Below are 16,677 nucleotides of genomic sequence, written 5' to 3' on the forward strand. Positions count from 1 at the left end.
CATCAACCGCGGTCGATGGCACCCCATCGCCCGGCGACCGTCAGGCCGGGCGGCAGGACCATGCCGCCGTGCCGGGGTGGCGGCAGCTCCGTGCCGGGACGCAGCTTGATGTGGCGCACCACGCCGGAGTCGGCGAGACCGGGCGAGCCGAAGGGGGAGCCCTTCCCGTGGCCGCCGCCGATGAGCGCCAACCAGAGGATCGTGTGCCGGCGCACGGTCACGGTCACCGTGGCGCCGGCCGGGATGCGGAGGCGCCCGTCGGGGCGGCGCGCACGCGGGTCGGCGTACCAGAAGCCGACCGAGGCCGTGTTGGTGTTGGTGACGCTGAGCTTGTTGGGCCGGTCGGCGACCTTCTGCACGATGACCGGCTCGACCGGCAGGATGACGACGGTCAGCTGGGCCGGGGCGAGGTGGACCTCGTCGCAGACGAAGTAGTCGACGGTGAAGGTGCCGGACCGGGAGCCGGCGCCGACCAGGAGGTCGCCGGCCTCGCCGCCGAGGATCGCCGGGAGCTCCGCCACCATGACAGGCAGCGTGCTGCTGAGGTCCGGCTCCGGGACGCGGCAGAGCGCCAGGTCGGCGCCCGTCGGCGAGCTGTCGTTCGCGAGGACGTTGATCTGGGTCGTCTGGCCGGGGTAGAGCGTGACGCTGTCGGGGACGACAATCGGCAGTGGGGTGTCGTCAGCGCTGGCCGGTGCGGCGCTGAGGACGGTGACGCCGAGGACGGCAGCCGCGAGGACGCCGGTCAGGCGTGCGCGGACGCTGGTGCGCATGAGGATCTCGATTCCGGTGAGGGGGCGCGCTCGAACCTAGGCCAACCGCGGCCGCGCTGTCCGGGAGATCACCGAGATGTCATGCAACCGTCGACTGACGCGTCGGATGCGCCTGGCCCGGTCGGGAGACCAGCGGCCCGGGCGCCTTGTCGGAGACGCCCGGGACGCGGGAGGCCGCTGCTGCTAGCCGACGGTCAGACCGTGGACTCCTTGGTGACCTGCAGGTCGTAGACGAACGCGTTGTCGCACGTCAGCGGTGCGGTCGCACCCTTCCAGTGCAGGGTCAGGTCGGTCGCGAGGCGACGGTGGAAGCCGTCGACGGTGATGTGCTGACCGGCGTCGTCGTGCTCCTCGTGCACGGCGAGCCGGGTGCCGACCTTGCGGGCCGTCCCCTCGACCAGGGCCCGGCTGCCCGCGACCTTGAGCGCCCCGGAGACCTGGCGTCCCTCGCGGAAGTCGCGGTCCGTGTCGCGGCTGCCGCCGGCCTGGTGGTCGTCGTCGCCGACCAGGATCTGGATGGTGTTCCGGGCGACGTTGCTCTCGTACAGGCTCGTGTAGACCGGCCTGCCCTTGATGGTGCCCGTGCACTCGACGACGATGCCGCGCTCGCGGGTGGTGGTCGGCTCGCTTGCCGACGCCGGGAACCCTTGGCCGATCAGGCCAGAGGTCGCGACGACGGCCAGGGCGCCGGTGATCAACTGGGTGCTGCGCATGGGACGTTCCTTGATCGTGTGTGTCGGGGTGGTCGTTCGGGATCGAACACGGGGGATACGCCCGGGCCGCCGATCCGGTTGCAAGAGACCCCGGTCACGATCGCGGGTCCTTGGGCTCTGCCGCTCCGGAGCGCCGACGAGGACCATGGAGACGCCGGGAGAGGCAAGGAGGTCGTGATGACGATGTCCCTCGCCGAGCGGGCCGCCTACCGCCGCGCCTGGCTCTCGCTGCTGCTCTACCCGCTCGCCTTCGTCGCGGCCTTCGTGGTCGGAGAGGGGCTGGCGACTGTCTATGGCTACGAGCCCGGTAGCGACGACCAGGTGCCGTGGTGGGTTGCGGTGGGCGCCGGCGCGCCGGCGCTGCTGGTGTTCGCGGTGCCGACCGCGGTGGCCTGGCGGTACGCCGTGCGGGCCGGACACGAGGACCTGCACCGGGTCCGGCTGCCGGCGTACCTCGCGACCGCGCTGACGGTGGCCTTCGTGGCCGCGAACCTGGCGTCGTACGTGCTGGGCTCGTTGGCCACGCGGGTCGGCTAACGAGCCTGCGACACGCTCGACATGTTGAAGTCGGGCACCCGCAGCGCCGGCATCGCGGTGCGCGAGAAGTAGTCGTCGCCCCACTCGCGGCTGAACGCCGGGACGGTCACCGATGCGTGGGTGAAGCGGGTGAGCAGGTCGACCGGGCTCTCGTTGAACCGGAAGTTGTTCACCGCCCCCGTGATCTCGCCGCCTTCGACGAGGTAGACCCCGTCGCGGGTGATGCCGGTGAGGAGCAACGTCTGCGGGTCGACCTCGCGGATGTACCACAGGCAGGTGAGCAGGAGCCCGCGCTCGGTCCCGGCCACCAGGTCCTCGATGGAGCCCGAGGCGCCGTCGACGGCGAGCACCAGGTTGTCGATCGCCGGCGTGACGGGCTGCTCGGTCATCGCCGCGGAGTGGCGGGTCTGCAACAGCGCGGCCAACCGGCCGTCGCGGATCCAGTCGGTGGGCTCGAGCGGCAGGCCGTTGTCGAACACGGACGACTCGTTGCTCGAGCTGGTGGCGAGCGCGAACGGCTCGCACTCCAGTCCGGGGTACGCCGGGTCGGAGAACAGGCTCACCCCCGGTCGGGCGAGCGTCTCGCCGATGCGGGTGCCGCCGCCGCGCTTGCTGTAGACCGACTGGCCCTCGTGGGCGGTGCGCGCGCCGGCGTACCAGTAGGCGTCGATCATCAGGTCCGCGACCGCGGTCGGCGGCAGGATCGTGTCGTAGCGCCCGGCCGGCAGGTCGACCTGGCGCTCGGCCCACCGCAGTCGCTGCGCGAGCTGGGCATCGAGTGCGAGCGGGTCGACGTCGGTGAAGTCGCGGGTCGCAGCGCCGATCCAGGCGCTGCGGGCCAGGTCGGCGCTCTTGGCGGTGCACCCGACGTGGCCGGTGGGCTGCACGTGGCGCAGCCGCAGTCCGGTCGTGGAGCCGAGGTACGTCGTGGTCGACTCGTGGTTGACGAACCCGTAGAGCACCCGCCCCTCGGCGGCGGCACGGCGGAAGGACTCGCCGAGCGCGGGCGCGACCGCGTCGTACACGTGTATGTCGGTCGGGACCGCCGGGTCGTCCCAGTCGGGGGAGACCGCGTCGCGCACCAGGTCGGCGGCGTCCTCCGCGGGTGACGCGGCGCGGGCGGCGGCGTCGGCAGCGTCGACGAGCGCCGTGACACCCTCCTGGGTGGTGACGCTGCCGGTCATCGAGCCGGTGGCCACGCCCGCAGCCGTGCGGACGAACGAGATCACCGTGACGTCGACGCCGCGCATCACACCGTTGGTGGTCAGCGTGTTGTTGGCCCACCGCAGGTTGGCGCTGGTGCGGTCGCGCACGATCACCACGCAGTCGTCGGCGACCGAGGTCGCCACCGCGTGCTCGACGAAGGACTGGGGGGAGACGGGAGTGCTCATCAGTGGCCGGCCTCGTCGGTGGTGTTGAGGATGCGGACGTCGCGGAACAGCGCGGTCGGACAACCGTGGCTGACGCTCGCGACCTGGCCAGGCTGGGCCTTGCCGCAGTTGAACGCGCCGCCGAGGACCCAGGTCTCAGGGCCGCCGACCGCCTCCATCGACCCCCAGAAGTCGGTGGTCGTCGCCTGGTACGCCGCGTCGCGGACCTGGCCGGCGAGCCGGCCGTTCTCGATCCGGTAGAAGCGCTGGCCCGTGAACTGGAAGTTGAAGCGCTGCATGTCGATCGACCACGACTTGTCGCCGACGACGTAGAGCCCGCGTTCGACCCGGCCGATCAGCTCTTCGGTCGAGGGGCCGTCCGGCGCGGGCTGGAGGGACACGTTCGCCATCCGTTGGATGGGGATGTGGCCGGGTGAGTCGGCGTAGGCGCAGCCGTTGGAGCGGGCGCCGTTCAGGTCCGGGAACATTCGGCCCATCGCCCGGTCGAGCTGGTAGCCGACGAGCACCCCGTCCTTGACGATGTCCCACCGCTGAGTGGCCACGCCCTCGTCGTCGTACCCGATCGAGGCGAGGCCGTGGGGCTCGGTGCGGTCGCCGGTGACGTTCATGACCGGGCTGCCGTAGCGCAGCGTGCCGAGCAGGTCGGGGGTGGCGAACGAGGTGCCGGCGTAGTTGGCCTCGTAGCCCAGGGCCCGGTCGAGCTCTGTCGCGTGCCCGATCGACTCGTGGATCGTCAGCCACAGGTTGGACGGGTGGATCACCAGGTCGTAGGTGCCGGCCTCGACGCTGGGGGCGGCGAGCTTCTCGGCGAGGAGCTCGGGGACCTGCTCGATCTCGGTGTCCCAGCCCCAGCTGCCGGGGCCGCCGGTGAGGTACTCCCAGCCGCGACCGACGGGCGGGGCGATGCTGGCCATCGAGTCGAACGCGTCCGCAGTGGACCCCATCGCCTCGAAGCCGGGATGCAGCCGCACCCGCTGCTGGGTGGTGCGGGTGCCGGTGAGGTCGGCGTAGTACTTGTTCTCCTGCACCTGGAGCAGGTGCGCGGAGGCGTGGTCGACGGCCGCGCTCGCGCGCAGTCGGTTGGTCCAGCCGATGAGCACCTCGGCCTTGTCGCGGACCGGCACGTCGAGCGGGTTCACGACGTACGACGACACCCACGTGACGTCGTTGTGCACCGGCTCGTCGGCGAGCTCGACGGGAGCGCTCGTCATCTCGGCCGCGACCCGGGCGACGGCGACCGCCGTCTCCGCGACCCGCACCGCCTCGTCGGGTGAGAGGACCACGCCCGACGCGAAGCCCCAGGCGCCCTGGTGGATCACGCGTACGGCGAAGCCGAGGTCCTCGGTGTCGTTCGCGCCCTGCAGCACGCCGTCGCGCACCCCGAGGCTCTGGTAGCGCACCCGCTCGAAGCGGAAGTCCGCGTGGCTCGCCCCGAGCTCGCGGGCCCGGCTCAGCGCGGCGTCGCCGAGAGCGCGATAGGGGAGTGCGGTGAACGACGAATCCAGGACCGGCCCGCTCATGGTCGCGAACCTACCGGATGGGATGCAGGGGGTTCGGGTACGTCGTGGCCATGACCGACTCCGCAAGCCAGAAGCAGCTCGTCGACCTGATCGGCGACATCCCGATCGCGATGCTCACCACGTTCGGACCCGAGGGGCCGCGGAGCGTGCCGATGGCCCGCCAAGAGGTGGAGCCCTCGGCCGAGCTGTGGTTCATCACGGCCCGCGACACCGCGCACACTCGGGCGATCGAGCATGAGCCGCGGGTGTCGCTGACGTTCTCCGCGCGTGACTCGTGGGTCGCGGTCTACGGACAGGCCGCAGTCGTCGACGACCTCGCCAAGCTCGAGGAGCTCTGGAACACGTTCGCCGAGGCGTGGCTGCCCGGCGGCCCCGAGGACCCCAACGCCGTGCTCCTGCGGGTCGACGTCGAGCAGGGGGAGTACTGGGACACGCCGGGCGGCAAGGTCGCCTCGCTGATCAGCTTCGCCAAGACCAAGCTCACCGGCGACACCTACGACGCCGACCACGGCTCGGTCGACGTCTGAGGGTCGCGCCGCAGGTCAGCGGCTGATCGCCAGCGTCGAGCCGCGGCGCGACTTGGTGACCACCAGCCTGGTCGGGATGCGGTCGCGCATCTCGGCGACGTGGCTGACAACACCGACGACGCGGCCGCCGTCGCGGAGTGAGTCGAGGGTGTCCATGACGTCGTCGAGGGTGTCGGCGTCGAGGGAGCCGAAGCCCTCGTCGACGAAGAGGGTGTCGAGGTCGGCTCCACCGGCCTCCTGGGTGACGACGTCGGCGAGCCCGAGCGCCAGGGCGAGCGAGACGACGAACGTCTCGCCACCCGACAGCGTCGCAGGGTCGCGGGACTCGCCCGACCAGTCGTCGCGCACGAGCAGGCTCAAGCCTCCGCGGGTCTCGCCGGCGCCGCGGCGCCCGGTGTGCTCGAGGGAGTAGCGCTGGTCGCTCATCCGGCTCAGCCGGGCGTTGGCGGCGGCCACGACCTGGGAGAGCCGATAGGCGAGGACGTAGGCCGAGAGCCGCATCTGGAGCTGGTTGTCGCCCGACTTGCCCTCCACGAAGCTGCAGAGCCCGGTCGTGAGGTCGAGCTCGTCGCGGAGCGGCGCCCAGGTGGCCAGGGCGTCGTCGAGCTCCGTCACGAGGCTGGCCAGTCGCCGGGCCCGGGTCGTCCAGGCCGACTCGCGGGCGCGGGCGGAGCCGAGCGCGTCGAGCGTGACCCGGTGCTCGTGCTCCAGCGCGCCGAGGTCGGGCAGCGTCGCGCTCGCCACCTCCGCGGCGCCGGGCTCGGCCAGCACTGCGGCCACCGCCGCGAGGCGCCGGTCGTGCTCGGCGACAGCCGTCGCGAGGCGGTCGTAGGCGTGTTGGTCGAGGCTCGCGGCGCTCGCCGCGTCGGCCGAGTCGAACCCGGCCTCGGCGACGGCCACAGCCAGGGACTGCTGCGCCTCGCTGAGCGTGCGGTCGGCCGCTTCGAGCGAGTCGAGCGCGGTGAGGGCCGCGCGTGCGGCCTGCTCCTGGTGGGCGTACGCCGCCGCCAGCGACTCGTCGTAGTCGGCGAGCTCGGCGTCGAGTCCCGCGGCCTCGTCGGCCAGCCGTTCGAGAGCCGTCACCACCGCGCTCTCCTCGGCGGCGAGCGCGGGCGGGACCTGGTCGACTCGCTCGGTGGCGGCCGCGAGGCGCGCGACCAGGTCGCGGACCTCGACGTCGCGGAGATGCTCGGTGGCCGCCGCGTCGTCGGCGGCGCGAAGTGCGGCCTTCTCGGCAGCATCGTCGGGTGCACCTGCGCGTGCCGCGGCCTTGTGGGGGTGGTCGCAGGAGCCGCACACCGGGCAGGACGCACCGACGGCCAGCGCACCGGCGATCTCGGCAGCCATGCCGTCGAGGCGCGCCTCGCGGAGGTCGAGCGCATGCCCGCGCAGCCGCTGGGCCTCGGTGGTCGCCTCGGTGAGGGCGGCACGGGCCTCCTCGACCTGCAGCGTGAGGCCCTCGACGAGCGCGACGGCGGCCGCGTGCGCCGCCTCCTGCTCGGCGACGAGAACGACTCGTCGTCGTTCGAGACGGCCGGTCTCGGCGACGACTTCCCGGAGGCGTGCGGCGCGCGGCCGGAGCGCGCGCAGGCGCGCGGCGGCGTCGACTGCCTCGGAGACCGCCGCATCGAGGGCCTCGCGGTCGGTCACCTCGAGGGCGGCCACCTGGGTCCGGGCGGCCGAGTGGGCGCGTTGCGCCCTGACCGCGACAGCGTGGAGCGGCACGACCCCCGCAGCGCGGCGAGCGTCGTCGAGGCGCGTGCGGGCGGCCTCGTGCTCGACGCCGGCCGCCACCAACCGGCGGTGCTCGGCCGTGGCGGCGTCGAGACGGGCCCGCCGCTCGGTGAGCGTGCGGCCCTCCTGGGAGGCGGCGCGCGCCCGGGCCTCGTCGTCGGCGGCGAGCGCTGCGGCCGCGGCGCTCTCGGAGCACTGCAGGGTGGCGTCGTCGAGCAGGCCACGTGCCCACGCGGTGCTGTCGGTGCCGGTCTCAGCGGCGGGGGGCTCCTCGCCGGTGGCCTCGCTGACCCGGCTGACCAGCTCGTCGACCCGGCGGCGTACGTCGTCGGCCTGACGGCCCAGCGCCAGGCGCCGGTCGCGCAGCCAGCGCTCGACGTCCTCGAACCGGCCCGTGCGGAACAGCTGCTGGAGCAGGTGGTGCCGTTCCTCGGAACGGGCTCGCAGGAACGCCTGGAACCGGCCCTGGGGCAGCAGTGCGACCTGGGTGAACTGGGCGGTGTTCATGCCGACCAGCCGCGTCACCAGGTGGCCCGTCTCGTCGAGCCGCGTCGAGTGGGTGACCCAGGCGCCGTCGAGACGCTCGGCGATCGAGACCGAGGCCTGCTCCGTGGTCGTGCCGGTGCCGCGCTTCTTGGGACGCTCCCACGACGGCGAGCGGACGATCCGGAACCGGCGGCCGGACAGCGTGGCCTCCAGGGTGACGCGGGGGCGTACGCCGGGCGCGGCCTGGTCGGAGCGCAGTCGCTTGGCCGTGCTGCGGTCGCCCGGGACGTCGCCGTACAGCGCGAAGCACACCGCGTCGAGCACGCTGGTCTTGCCCGAGCCGGTCGGGCCGGACAGCAGGAACAGTCCGGCGTCGGAGAGCTCGTCGAAGTCGACCGACACGGTGTCGGCGAACGGCCCGAACGCGGTGATCTCGAGGTGGTGCAGCCTCACGGGGCCTGCCCTCCCGACACCAGCACGTCGACGTCGGGGTCTTCGCAGCACGCGTCGCAGGCGGCGAGCAGCAGGGCCGACTCGGCCTCGCTGGCGGGCGTGCCGCGAACCTGCTCGACGAAGTCGAGGGCGATCGCGTGGTCGGAGCGCCCCCGGGGCGGAGCAGCCGGCACTCCCGTCGGGGTGCCACCGGTGGGCTCGAAGCCGAGGACCAGCGCGTGGGGGAACCGCCGGCGGAGACGGTCCATCGCCTGGAGGGGGCGGACGTCGTCGGTGAGGGTGGCCTGGACCCAGGCGTCGGCGTGGACGTCGAGGCGGGGGTCGGTCAGTAGGTCGTCGAGGGTGCCGCGGAGCCGGGCGAGGGCCCGCGGGACGGGGGCCGCGATGAAGTGGGCCTCGCGGACGCCGAAGGAGTCGAGGTCGACCAGCCAGGAGCCCTTGACCTGGGACGCCTCGGAGAAGGAGTAGGCCAGCGGCGATCCGGAGTAGCGCACGGACTCGGTGAGGGTGTGGCGACCGTGCAGGTGGCCCAGGGCGGTGTAGTCGACGCCGTCGAACACACCGGTGGGCACCAGCGACACCCCGCCCACGCTGATGTCCCGCTCGGAGTCGCTGATCTCCACCGGGGCCGGGTCGCCCGCGACGAACGCGTGGGCCAGCACGACGGAGCGGGTGCCGGGACGGCCGGCCAGGTCGGAGCGCACCCGTCGCATCGCCTCGGTGAGTGCGGCCTCGTGGCTGCGCACCGGGAGGCCCCAGGGCTCACGGACCGCGTCGGGGTCGAGGTAGGGGATGCCGTAGACGGCCACCGGGCCGTGCTCGTCCTCGAGCAGCACCGGGGTGCCGACGCCGGAAGCATCGGTGCGGATGAACACCCCGGCCGCATCGATGAGCCGCGAGCTGAACCCGAGCCGCTGCGCGGAGTCGTGGTTGCCGCTCGTGAGGACCACCCGCGCCTTGCTCGCGGCCAGCCGGGCGAGCGCCTCGTCGGCCAGTCGCACCGCGTCGACGTGAGGCAGGGCTCGGTCGTAGACGTCGCCGGCGACCACCACCAGGTCGACCGCCTCCTGCTCGACGACCTCGAGGAGGTGGTCGACGTACGCAGCCTGGTGCCCGAGCATGCCCTCCCGGTGGAAGGACCGCCCGAGGTGCCAGTCGGAGGTGTGGAGGATGCGCACACCGCAACGCTAGGAGCGGGCGCCGACATCGCCGCGGGGGCGCGCCGACGCGGCTCGCCTCGGTGACGAGGCTCTCGTCGCCGGCGCGGGAGTCCGACGCGTCCGCGGGCGGGCCCGGTGCTTGGATGAGGCGTGGCCAGGCCCGCGGTGAGTCGAACGGCGATGGGAGCGGCGTTCTGCCGGTTGGTGGAGCAGGCACAGCCTGGGGGCCTGCGACAGTTCGACGATCCCGTCGTCGCGCGGCTGCTCGATCCCATGCTGACCGCGATGGCGCGGTCGGGGCCGATGCAGGACCAGGTGGTCCGCTCGCTCGGCGCGGGGACGTACGGCTCCCAGGTGATGCGGACCCGCTACATCGACGACGTCGTCACGATGCAGGCGACCGCCGGGACCGACCAGCTGGTGATCCTGGGGGCAGGCTTCGACACGCGGGCCTACCGGCTGGGCTCGCTCGCGGAGACCACGGTCTTCGAGGTCGACCTGGCGGGGACCCAGGTCGAGAAGCGTGCGCGTCTGCGCGGCGTGGTCCCGACGGCGTGGGAGGTGCGCTTCGTGCCCGTCGATCTGGGCCGCGAGCCGCTGGGGGCGGCGCTGCTGTCGGCAGGGTTCGACCCGCACCGGCCCGCGTTCTTCCTCTGGGAGGGCGTCACCCAGTACCTCACCGGGGACGCGGTGCGGGCCACGTTGGCGTACGTCGGCACGGCGTCGCCCGGGAGCGCGATCGTGCTCACCTACGTGCTGCGCGACCTCGTCCGTGGCGGGCGCGGCCAGGGGTGGATGCTCACCATCGGGGTGACGGGTGGTTCGTCGGAGCCCTGGCTCTTCGGCGTGGACCCGCCCGAGATGGCTGGGCTGCTCGCGGACGCGGGGCTGGAGCTGGTCGAGGACGTCGATGCGCGGGACTACCGGAGCCGGTACCTCGATCCGGTGGGCCGCCACCTCGACGTGAACCCCGGCGAACACGCCGTGGTCGCCGTCGTCCGCGGTCCGGCCGGGCCGTGATCAGAGCCTCAACTGCGAAGAGCCCACTGCCGTAGCGAGTCGACAGCGTCGGCCGGCCAGCTCGGCGACCATTCCGAGGTGTACCTGTCCACGTCGACGCTGTCGACGAATGCCAGCACTGTTTCGACGAAACGTCGTGTCGACTGGGTCGTGGCCAGGTGGAACCCGAAGCCAGTCGTGGGCGAGTCCGCGCGTCCCGTCCAGGTGATCTGGAACGAGACGCGCTCCTCTGGTTCTGGCGCTATCTCAACGGTTGCCCGAGCCAGCTCCGTGTCCCACTCGAGCCGCACGTGATCGTGCTGGTCAACCACCTGCCGTGCGGCCTGCGTGAGCTGCTCCACCACATTGACGACATAGGAGATCTCCGTCGAGACACGCTCGCGCGGCGTCTCGACGATGAATCGGCCCCAGCCGTTCTCGCCGATCTCGTGACGAATGGCCGTCAGATGTCGTTCCGACAACTGTTCCAGTCACCGCTGCCCGTGTCTGTGGGTGACGACTCCGTGTAGGCGGTGACAATCACACCGCTCGACTTGTTTGCGACGACGTATCCGAACAGGTACTGGGTGCCCAGCGGGTAGGCGTGAGTCGCCGTGATCAACCAGTTCGAGGCGTCGGTGTTCGACGTTTCCTTTGCCTTGGCCTTGGTGAGCACCTTGTTGATGCAACCCACGGTGTCACTGTCGAAGCCGTGGCCGTCCTTGATGTGCCGAACGCCCGTGCAGGTCAAGAAGTAGTCCCCCGCGGCCTTGCCGCTGACGGTGAATCGTTCCACCTGAGTACTTCCGGCGAGTGCAGGCGAGTGGTAGAGACAATCCGACCACGTCCATCCGCCGCCAGGGTCGACAACGGTGTCAGATCCCGCGTCCGATGGCGATTGCACGCCGAGAACCACAAGAGGTACGAAGACTGCGGTTGCAACGAGAGAATGCCACAGGCGCCCGATCACACTTGGATGGTGACGGTGGGCTCCAGACGCTGTCAACGGCCGGACCGATCCGCGGCCGTGCAGCTTCGAAGGTCCCCGCCTCGCGGCATCGGCGGCGACAGGACGCCAACAGTCGAGACCCAGACGGCGCACAACCGCTAGGCGAACCGCACGCACCGTTCGCTCGAGGTGAACCCGAAGAGCGCCAGCCCCGACTCAGTCGCCAGGCGTAGCGACAGGCTGGTCGGAGCGCCGACGGCCACCAGGGCGCCGACGCCGGCCGCCACCGCCTTCTGGGCGAGCTCGAACCCGGCGCGGCCGCTGACCACCAGGCACGCCTCAGCTGGGGACGATCCGCTCAGGAGCCGGGCGCCGGTGACCTTGTCGACGGCGTTGTGGCGACCGACGTCCTCACGGACGACGAGGAGCTCGCCGGCCGCGGTGGCGAGCCCGGCCGCGTGCACACCGCCGGTCCGGTCGAAGAGCGGCTGTTGCGAGCGCAGCAGCGCGGGCAGCCGGCGTACGACGTCGGGGGAGGGCAGCCCGCCCTCCCAGCGGCGCGCGGCGGGGACGGCCAGGGCCTCCGCGACCGTGTCCTTGCCGCAGACCCCGCACGCGGAGGAGCCCGCGGACTGGCCGACGTGCCGATGCCCGGGTTCACGGGTCGGCGGACCGGCGAGCGTCACGGTGACGACGTTGAACTCCTGCTCGGGAGCGAGGTCCGCGTCGGTGCAGTAGGCAACGCCCGAGATGCCGTCGGGTTCGGTCAGCCCTTCGTGGACCAGCCAGCCCGCGGCCAGCTCGAAGTCGTGGCCGGGTGTCCGCATCGTCACCCACACCCGCCGGGCGGGCGCCCCAGGCCAGGTGAGCCTGATCTCGAGCGGCTCCTCGGTGGCGAGCCTGTCCTCGTGGCGGCGTTCGGTGCTGTCCGCGAGGTGCTCGAGCACACGCGTGCGGACCGTCGGTCCGGGGCGCCGCGCGCGGTCGGTGGTCATGGGCAGGTCATGCCGGGTAGGTCTCCCGGATCGCGATCCGGCGCTCGAGCTCGTCGGCGAGGTCGACGACGCGGCGTCGCATGGCGAGGTCGAAGTCGTCGTCGCCGATCAGCGCCCGGGCGCGCTCCAGCGTCTCGGTGGTCTCGAAGAGCAGCGGGAAGAACCACATGGCGCTGTCGGCGAGCACCCATCCACTACGCACCTGGGCGGTCGCGGCGACCTCGTCGAAGTACCGGTCGACGTACGGCGCCAGCAGCTCCTCCTGGCCGCCGCGCCACATCCCCGTGCCGGCAGCCTCCAGCTCGTAGTTGGGCACGTCCACCTGCCCGGTGAACCGCTCCCAGGCCCACGCCTTCGCCTCCGCGTCCGGGAGCGAGGACACGGCGCGGGTGTGCTCGACCCGGGAGCGAGCGGTCGGCTCGGCATCGAGCGCCTCTTGCAGCTCGGTGCGATCGGTCTCCCCGAGCGCCGCGAGCCGCACGAGCACCCGCCAGCGCAGATCGAGATCGACCTCGACCCCGGCCGGCAGGTCTCGGCCCGTCAACCAGCCGCGCAGGTCGTCGGGGGAACCCGCCGACGACACTGCGGCCTGGAACGCGGCAAGCTGCAGCGGAGTCGCCGGACCCGAGGCGTGGGCCTTAGCGAGTGCCGCGCGGTGGACCCGGGCCAGCGCGTCGTCGGGATCCGCGGTCAGCGGGACGACCTTCGCCACCACCCAGGGCATCGTGTAGAACAGCGCGTCGTCGCTGTCCTCGATCGGCAATCCCGCCTCGACGAGGTCGATCACGTCGGCGGGTGCGATGGCGGCGTTGTGGAACGCGCTGCGCACGTTGTTCCACACGCCCGCGCGCAGCAGGGTGTCCTCGGTGCCGGGCAGCAGGGCCTTGAGGGTGGCGACCGTCGTCGAGTCGGGCTGGACCAGCGCCCACGTGTCCTCGTAGGGATCGAGCACCACGGCGGCGCCCTCGGCAACGGCGTACGCCGTCTCCGGGCCCGCCACGGTCAGCGGCGCCACCTCCCACTTGCCGTCGGGAAGCGCCTGGGCGACGCGGAACGTGTGGGAGCGGTCCGCCGGGTGGCCGGCCGGGGGAGTACGTCGTACCGCGCCGGCTTCCCGGTCGAGCACGATCGTGTCGGGGCCCGCAGTCCGCAGCCAGCTCTCGGTGAACGAGGACAGGTCGCCGGCTCCGGCCCGCTCCCAGCTCGCGAACAGGTCGTGCATCGTGGCGTTGCCGAACCGGTGCCGGGTGAAGTGGTCGATCGCCCCGGCGAAGAACACCTCGTCGCCGAGCGCGGCGTTGAGCTGCTTGAGGATGCTCGAGCCCTTGGAGTAGGAGATGCCGTCGAAGTCCTGGAGCGCGGAGCCGGCGTCGGCCGCGCCGTTGCCCGCGACCGGGTGGGTGCTCGGCCGCTGGTCGGCGACGAGCCCCCACTGGCGGCGCGCGTAGGCGTTGTGGGTCCAGGCGTCGTCGTACTCGGTGACGTCGGCGGTGACCCGGTTGCCCATGTACTCGGCGAACGACTCGTTGAGCCACAGGTCGTCCCACCACTGAGGGGTGACGATGTTGCCGAACCACTGGTGCGCCATCTCGTGGGCGACGGTGGTGGCGCGCTGGATCCGCACGCCCCGGGTGACCCGGCTGCTGAAGATCAGCGGGTCGCGGAACGTCACGCACCCGGGGTTCTCCATCGCACCCGCGTTGAACTCGGGCACGAAGGCCTGGTGGTAGTCGCCGAACGGGTAGCGGATGCCGAAGAGCCGGTGGAACTCGTCGAAGCAGGCCCGGCTCATCGTGAACAGCTCGTCGGCATCGGCGTCGAGGTCGCGGGCGATGCTCGCGCGGGCCGAGAGACCCAGCGGGATCCCGTCGTGCTCGTCGCGGATCACGTGGTAGGGCCCGGCGACCAGCGTGACGAAGTACGTCGACAGCGGCTGCGTCTGCTCGAACTCCCACACGCCCGGCTCGGGGTTGCTGCCGGGTGCGTTGCCGATCACCGTCCAGTCCTCGGGTGCGCGGACGTGGAACGTGTAGGGCGCCTTGAGGTCGGGCTGGTCGAAGCACGCGAACACCGTGGGCGCGGCCTCCATGAACGACATGCCGTAGACGTAGTGGCGCCCGTCGGCCGGGTCGACGCTGCGGTGCAGCCCCTCGCCGTCGTTGCGGAAGGGCATCACCGCGTCGACGACGAGCTCGTTGGCGCCCTCGAGGGTGTCGATCGCCAGGCGACCGCGCACGAGGAGGTCGGGGTCGATCACCTGGCCGTTGAGTCGGATCTCGTTGACGCGCACGGGCTTGAGATCGGCGAACGTCGGGCCACCGCGGCTGGCGAACCGGATGGTCGTGACGGACCCGAAGGTCTGCTCGTCGCTCGCGAGATCCAGGCGGACGTCGTAGGTCTCGACGGCGAGGAGGGCGCGGCGGGCGACGGCCTCCGTCTGCCGGAGGCTCTGGTACGGGCTGGTCACCGCGCCACCCTATGTCGTGGTCCGAACCGCTCTCGCGAGGTCACCCTCGGGCTCCGCTCGGCGGAGCAGCGGCGCAACGCAGGCTAGCCCACCTTCGCACGAATGTGGGGTCATCGGCAGGCCTCGCAACCAGTTCGTGCCCATCGGAGTCTCATGGTCACGGGCGCGAGATCCGCGCCCGGTCTTTCGGGAGGATCGACGCTCATGCAGCGGCTCATCGCTCACCGCCGGGGTCGTGCCCTGGCATCACTCATCACTGTCGGCGGACTCGGCCTCGCCGCCGTCACCGGTGTCACGGGCACGGCGCAGGCCGCGGCCCCGGCCGGCGACTGCGCGACGCCGTACCCGGTCGCCGACCTCGCGGGCGGGCAGGCCGTCACCGGCCTGACGGTCAGCCACGGCACCACCCCGGACGGCTTCACCGGCGAGGTCCTCGGCGTCCTGGCCGACGGAGTGGCACCGGGGATCGACATGGTGATGGTCCGGCTGACCTCGCCGGAGATCGACCGGGTCGGCATCTGGCAGGGCATGTCCGGGAGCCCCGTCTACGCCCAGGACGGCCGGCTGATCGGTGCGGTGGCCTACGGGCTCGCAACCGGTCCGTCGCCGGTGGCCGGTGTGACGCCGTTCGCCGACATGGACGACTACCTCCCCGCCCACCCGGCTCGCACCGTCGCCGTCGACAGTGCCGCGGCCCGCACGATCGCCCGAGCGACCGACGTGACCGCGGCCCAGGCCGCGCAGGGCTTCGACCAGCTCCCGGCCCCGTTCGCGGTCGCGGGGGTGGGCGCCCGCCAGCTCTCGGCGGTGGCCGAGCACGCCGGCAACCGCAGCTACATCCCGCGCTCGGCGTACGCCGTGGGCCGGGCCGCGCCCGGCATCGCCGGACCCGAGACCGTCGTCGCGGGCGGCAACCTGGCCGCGTCCCTTGCCTACGGCGACGTGACGATGGCCGCGATCGGCACCGCGACCTCGGTGTGCGGCGCCAACGTCGTCGGCTTCGGCCACCCGCTGGACCACCTCGGCGCCACCACGCTGACGCTGCACCCCGCAGACGCGATCTACATCCAGGAAGACCTGCTTGCCGGGTTCAAGGTGGCCAACCTCGGCAGCCCGGCCGGCACGATCTCCCAGGATCGGCTCACCGGCATCAGCGGCGCGCTGGGCCCGATTCCCGCCACGACCGACGTGACCTCGACACTCGCGTACGCCGGCCAGAGCCGTGAAGGGACCTCGCACGTGTCCGTGCAGACCCCCGACGCGCTGGCGAGCACGACGCTCTACGAGTTCATCGCCAACCACGACCGCGTCATCGACGGCACGATCCAGGGCAGCGAGGTCGCCGGGTGGACCGTCACGGGCACCGGGCCGGACGGCGCGCCGTTCGAGCTGTCGAGCGCCAACCGCTACGTCTCGGAGTGGGACCTGTCCTACGAGGTCGGCTACGCGCTGGGCGACGTCGTCTACGCGTTGGCCGGGATCCCCGGCGTCACGATCACCGGCGTCACGAACAACACGACCGCGACCGACGACGCAACGGCGTACCGGATCACCGGTCTGCAGCGGAAGGTCGCCGGGAAGTGGACGACGCTGAGCCGTCGTGACTCGATCCCGGTCCGTGCCGGCAGCACGCTCACGCTGCGCGCGGTGCTCAGCGGCTCCGGCGGCACCACGACGGTGCCTCTGTGGGTGCAGGTGCCGCGACGGATGGCGGGTCAGATGGGTGGGCTCGAGCTGGTCGGCGGCCAGGAGACGGGCGGACTGGGCCCGATGACCTCGCTCGCGCAGGCGCGCACGGCGGTGGAGAACCTGGTCCGCAACGACCAGCTCCAGGTCTCGCTGTCCTCGATCAGCCGCCGCGGACGGGGCGATGTCATCAGCACCGACGTCGCCGGGCCGTTCGACGGAGTCGTCTCCGGACACCGTTCGGCACAGCTCGTCGTGCGGTAGGTCTGCGGGAGGGCCTCCCGCGG

General features: G+C 72.2%; 14 protein-coding genes. 4 read left to right on the forward strand and 10 right to left on the reverse strand.

Annotated elements, in window-relative coordinates; translation table 11 throughout:
• Positions 1–2 precede the first annotated feature (2 nt).
• Together AC3ANS_RS10175 and AC3ANS_RS10180 are read right to left on the reverse strand one after the other, a co-directional pair.
• Entirely contained in the window at positions 3–773 is a 771-nt protein-coding gene (locus AC3ANS_RS10175) for a hypothetical protein (RefSeq protein WP_488296045.1), read from the reverse strand.
• Positions 774–967: 194 nt separating this feature from the next.
• Complete coding sequence (locus AC3ANS_RS10180) at positions 968–1,486, reverse strand: hypothetical protein (protein ID WP_488296046.1); 519 nt, start codon at positions 1,484–1,486, stop codon at positions 968–970.
• 177 nt (positions 1,487–1,663) lie between these two features.
• Here AC3ANS_RS10180 and AC3ANS_RS10185 point away from each other — a divergent pair, with 177 nt between their 5' ends.
• Positions 1,664–2,023, forward strand: a complete 360-nt coding sequence (locus AC3ANS_RS10185) for a hypothetical protein (protein WP_488296047.1) — start codon at positions 1,664–1,666, stop codon at positions 2,021–2,023.
• Here the strand turns inward: AC3ANS_RS10185 and AC3ANS_RS10190 are convergent.
• Positions 2,020–3,414 (reverse strand): metallopeptidase TldD-related protein, encoded by a 1,395-nt coding sequence (locus tag AC3ANS_RS10190; protein WP_488296048.1) that lies wholly within the window; start codon positions 3,412–3,414, stop codon positions 2,020–2,022. The two genes, AC3ANS_RS10185 and AC3ANS_RS10190, sit on opposite strands and share 4 nt — an antisense overlap.
• A complete protein-coding gene (locus AC3ANS_RS10195; protein WP_488296049.1) occupies positions 3,414–4,934 on the reverse strand; it encodes a TldD/PmbA family protein in 1,521 nt (506 codons plus the stop codon). Before AC3ANS_RS10195 ends, AC3ANS_RS10190 begins: the two co-directional genes overlap by 1 nt.
• Before the next feature lie 50 nt (positions 4,935–4,984).
• On the opposite strand from AC3ANS_RS10195, the gene AC3ANS_RS10200 reads away from it, so the two are divergent.
• Positions 4,985–5,461, forward strand: a complete 477-nt coding sequence (locus tag AC3ANS_RS10200) for a pyridoxamine 5'-phosphate oxidase family protein (RefSeq protein WP_488296050.1) — start codon at positions 4,985–4,987, stop codon at positions 5,459–5,461.
• A 15-nt stretch (positions 5,462–5,476) separates the two neighbouring features.
• Here the strand turns inward: AC3ANS_RS10200 and AC3ANS_RS10205 are convergent, their stop codons facing one another.
• A complete protein-coding gene (locus tag AC3ANS_RS10205) occupies positions 5,477–8,134 on the reverse strand; it encodes an AAA family ATPase (RefSeq protein ID WP_488296051.1) in 2,658 nt (885 codons plus the stop codon).
• A complete protein-coding gene (locus AC3ANS_RS10210) occupies positions 8,131–9,312 on the reverse strand; it encodes an exonuclease SbcCD subunit D (RefSeq protein WP_488296052.1) in 1,182 nt (393 codons plus the stop codon). Before AC3ANS_RS10210 ends, AC3ANS_RS10205 begins: the two co-directional genes overlap by 4 nt.
• A 132-nt stretch (positions 9,313–9,444) precedes the next feature.
• Here AC3ANS_RS10210 and AC3ANS_RS10215 point away from each other — a divergent pair, with 132 nt between their 5' ends.
• Complete coding sequence (locus AC3ANS_RS10215; RefSeq protein ID WP_488296053.1) at positions 9,445–10,314, forward strand: class I SAM-dependent methyltransferase; 870 nt, start codon at positions 9,445–9,447, stop codon at positions 10,312–10,314.
• A gap of 8 nt (positions 10,315–10,322) precedes the next feature.
• Here the strand turns inward: AC3ANS_RS10215 and AC3ANS_RS10220 are convergent, their stop codons facing one another.
• The 4 genes from AC3ANS_RS10220 to pepN form a co-directional block, all read right to left on the reverse strand.
• Positions 10,323–10,775, reverse strand: a complete 453-nt coding sequence (locus AC3ANS_RS10220; RefSeq protein WP_488296054.1) for a hypothetical protein — start codon at positions 10,773–10,775, stop codon at positions 10,323–10,325.
• Entirely contained in the window at positions 10,757–11,089 is a 333-nt protein-coding gene (locus tag AC3ANS_RS10225; RefSeq protein WP_488296055.1) for a hypothetical protein, read from the reverse strand. The genes AC3ANS_RS10220 and AC3ANS_RS10225 overlap by 19 nt, the downstream gene beginning before the upstream one ends.
• 311 nt (positions 11,090–11,400) lie before the next feature.
• A complete protein-coding gene (locus AC3ANS_RS10230; RefSeq protein ID WP_488296056.1) occupies positions 11,401–12,237 on the reverse strand; it encodes a formate dehydrogenase accessory sulfurtransferase FdhD in 837 nt (278 codons plus the stop codon).
• Positions 12,238–12,244: 7 nt separating this feature from the next.
• Positions 12,245–14,704, reverse strand: coding sequence for an aminopeptidase N (gene pepN / locus AC3ANS_RS10235; protein WP_488296057.1), 2,460 nt, complete (start codon positions 14,702–14,704; stop codon positions 12,245–12,247).
• 204 nt (positions 14,705–14,908) lie between these two features.
• Between pepN and AC3ANS_RS10240 the strand changes: the two genes are divergently transcribed.
• A complete protein-coding gene (locus AC3ANS_RS10240) occupies positions 14,909–16,654 on the forward strand; it encodes a SpoIVB peptidase S55 domain-containing protein (RefSeq protein WP_488296058.1) in 1,746 nt (581 codons plus the stop codon).
• Positions 16,655–16,677: the final 23 nt, after the last annotated feature.

The sequence above is a fragment of the Nocardia sp. 149-1B genome (assembly GCF_057747975.1).

Bases quoted from the DNA above. Each gene is read 5' to 3' on its own strand.
- AC3ANS_RS10175 (WP_488296045.1), bottom strand. From the start codon at position 773: ATGCGCACCAGCGTCCGCGCACGCCTGACCGGCGTCCTCGCGGCTGCC.
- AC3ANS_RS10180 (WP_488296046.1), bottom strand. From the start codon at position 1,486: ATGCGCAGCACCCAGTTGATCACCGGCGCCCTGGCCGTCGTCGCGACC.
- AC3ANS_RS10185 (WP_488296047.1), top strand. From the start codon at position 1,664: ATGACGATGTCCCTCGCCGAGCGGGCCGCCTACCGCCGCGCCTGGCTC.
- AC3ANS_RS10190 (WP_488296048.1), bottom strand. From the start codon at position 3,414: ATGAGCACTCCCGTCTCCCCCCAGTCCTTCGTCGAGCACGCGGTGGCG.
- AC3ANS_RS10195 (WP_488296049.1), bottom strand. From the start codon at position 4,934: ATGAGCGGGCCGGTCCTGGATTCGTCGTTCACCGCACTCCCCTATCGC.
- AC3ANS_RS10200 (WP_488296050.1), top strand. From the start codon at position 4,985: ATGACCGACTCCGCAAGCCAGAAGCAGCTCGTCGACCTGATCGGCGAC.
- AC3ANS_RS10230 (WP_488296056.1), bottom strand. From the start codon at position 12,237: ATGACCACCGACCGCGCGCGGCGCCCCGGACCGACGGTCCGCACGCGT.
- AC3ANS_RS10240 (WP_488296058.1), top strand. From the start codon at position 14,909: ATGCAGCGGCTCATCGCTCACCGCCGGGGTCGTGCCCTGGCATCACTC.